Genomic DNA, 1,986 nt, shown 5'->3' on the forward strand with positions numbered 1-1,986 from the left:
GCGAGGCTCGGCATCCGGAGCCCGACCGCAGCCTGAGCAGACACGGTGGCTCCGGCCCCGAAGCAAACAATCGGAACACCACGAGCCGCCGCTAGTAAAAAGATCTCAATCGGCGTCGGCGCACCGCGCCTCGCCCCAGTGCCCAGGGCCCCGGGGTAGTCCGTGGATGTCCTCTTTGGTCGGATCTTGGTTGGTGCCCGATGCAGGGCGAGCACGGCACCTGTGGATCATGGAGTTGTCTAGGCTTCAAGATCCGCAATGGGTGCCGTGCTCGCCGTGTCATCATCGCTCATGGTCTCGGCGGGTCGCGTCGCCGCCCGCGAGGCTTGAGCAGACCGCAGCCACCTACAATGAGATGCATAAGGTGCCTTGCAAAAATATTGCAAGGCACCTTATGCTTTGTCTATGGATTTTGATGTTCCGATGGTCTTCGCCGACCTGGTCGACCGGCTCGGCCCGCCCGTGCCCGTCGAGGAGGCGCGTACCCGGCGCTGGTCCGAACTGGTGGCGGCGGCCGAGGCCGGCACGATTACCCTGATTACCCGTGACGGCTACGAGTGGGCCGCCCTGGTGCCGCTGTCCGAAGTGGCCGAGCCGGTGGCCGCCCTGCCGGTTTGGTCGCTGTCGGAGGCCCGCAACAAGCTCGGCCACGTGGTGCGCGAGAGCCACGCCGTCGCTCAGGTGATCGCCCGGCACCGCCGGCCGATCGCCGCGGTGCTTGACGCCACCGTGCTCGTCGACCGGCCCGCGCCGGCCGCCCGGATCGCCGCCGAGGCGCTGCTGCAGGCCGGGCACCGCATCGAGCTGCGCTTCGACGAGGGCAACCCCGGCCGGATGGGACATGACGGCGACGTCCTCGAGGAGCCCGAGGAGCAGTGCTACCTGGCCACCGCGCTCGACCACGACGAGCGCACCGTCGCGGTCGGTACCGGCCCCACCTTGGGCGAGGCCCTGTTGCGCCTGAGCGCGCCGCCCGCTGTCGAGGTGGCCGACGAGGCACCGTTTTAGCTCGTCGAGTGGCGGGTTCCGTGGCGTCGCAGGCTGCTCCCCGGGTCTGGACGCGCGCGGTGACCGCCAGATCGGCGGCGCGAGCCGGCCCCCTCGCCTGGACAGCATCCGGGGGCCAGCCCGCTACTCCCCGCAAGGAGCAGCACCATCATGGCAAACAGCACCAGCACCAGCACCAGGACCTCGAACGCGACCGCCAACCCGCCCGGCACCACCCAGCTCGGCGACGGCTGCGTCGTCGCGAGCCAGAACGGGCGGATGGTCACCTGCGAGCACGGCCCCGACGTCCCCGACCACATCGCCGCTCGCCGCGGTACTGCCGGGCACCAGCGGCGCTAGCCGAAGCCAGCGTAGAGCCCGGCCGGAGGCGCTTTCTCGGAATCCATCGTCGTGCCCCCGATGCCCTACCGCCCGTGCAGATGATCCGATGAGGCAACAGCAGGGCTGACAGTAGGCTCCCGGTTCAGCGAGACCGACGAAGGAGACAGTCGATGAAGCAGCACACCGCCGAGGGCGCGATGCTCGGGCCGGGCAACTGGTCGCTCGTGCCTCCGGGCAGCGACGACTTCTGGGTCTACGGTGGGGCGGACACGGTCCGTCGTGCGCGCGAGTGGGCACTTGGCCACCAGTACCTGTTGTACCGCGGACCGGCTGAGAAGTGTGTGCACGGGTTGTACCGCATGGACAGCTGCACCTTCTCTGCCTGTACGTCGGTCGGGATGGACCACACCCAGATCTGGGTTCAGCACGACGGCCGCGGCGCTTTCCTTCTGACGCACCCCTACGCTGACGAGATCCCTGCGCCGCTGCGGGTCTACGGCGACATGCACGGCCTGGGGGTCGACTCGTACTCGTTTGATGGCTGGTACGCCGACCGGGCGCTACCAGGGCATTCGCAAGATCGAGCTATGACCGGATATTCGGTTATGTGATAGTCACGCCGGTTCCGGTGGGTACGTAGAAGAGCGCGGCCTTCTG

At 68.3% G+C, this 1,986-nt stretch carries 3 protein-coding genes; all 3 read left to right on the top strand.

The features are described 5' to 3' along the window. The first annotated feature begins 405 nt into the window (after positions 1 to 405). Positions 406 to 1,008, top strand: a complete 603-nt coding sequence (locus AB0H52_RS31865; protein ID WP_151491660.1) for a type II toxin-antitoxin system Phd/YefM family antitoxin — start codon at positions 406 to 408, stop codon at positions 1,006 to 1,008. A gap of 150 nt (positions 1,009 to 1,158) precedes the next feature. Further along, on the top strand, positions 1,159 to 1,347 hold the full coding sequence (locus tag AB0H52_RS31870) for a hypothetical protein (protein ID WP_151491659.1): 189 nt from the start codon (positions 1,159 to 1,161) through the stop codon (positions 1,345 to 1,347). A gap of 152 nt (positions 1,348 to 1,499) precedes the next feature. Beyond that, the gene (locus AB0H52_RS31875; protein WP_151491658.1) at positions 1,500 to 1,940 is read left to right on the top strand and encodes a hypothetical protein; all 441 of its coding nucleotides are present in this window, start codon (positions 1,500 to 1,502) and stop codon (positions 1,938 to 1,940) included. Positions 1,941 to 1,986: the final 46 nt, after the last annotated feature.

Origin of the sequence: Micromonospora sp. NPDC050695 (assembly GCF_040654415.1) — a bacterium.
Lineage (GTDB): Bacteria > Actinomycetota > Actinomycetes > Mycobacteriales > Micromonosporaceae > Micromonospora.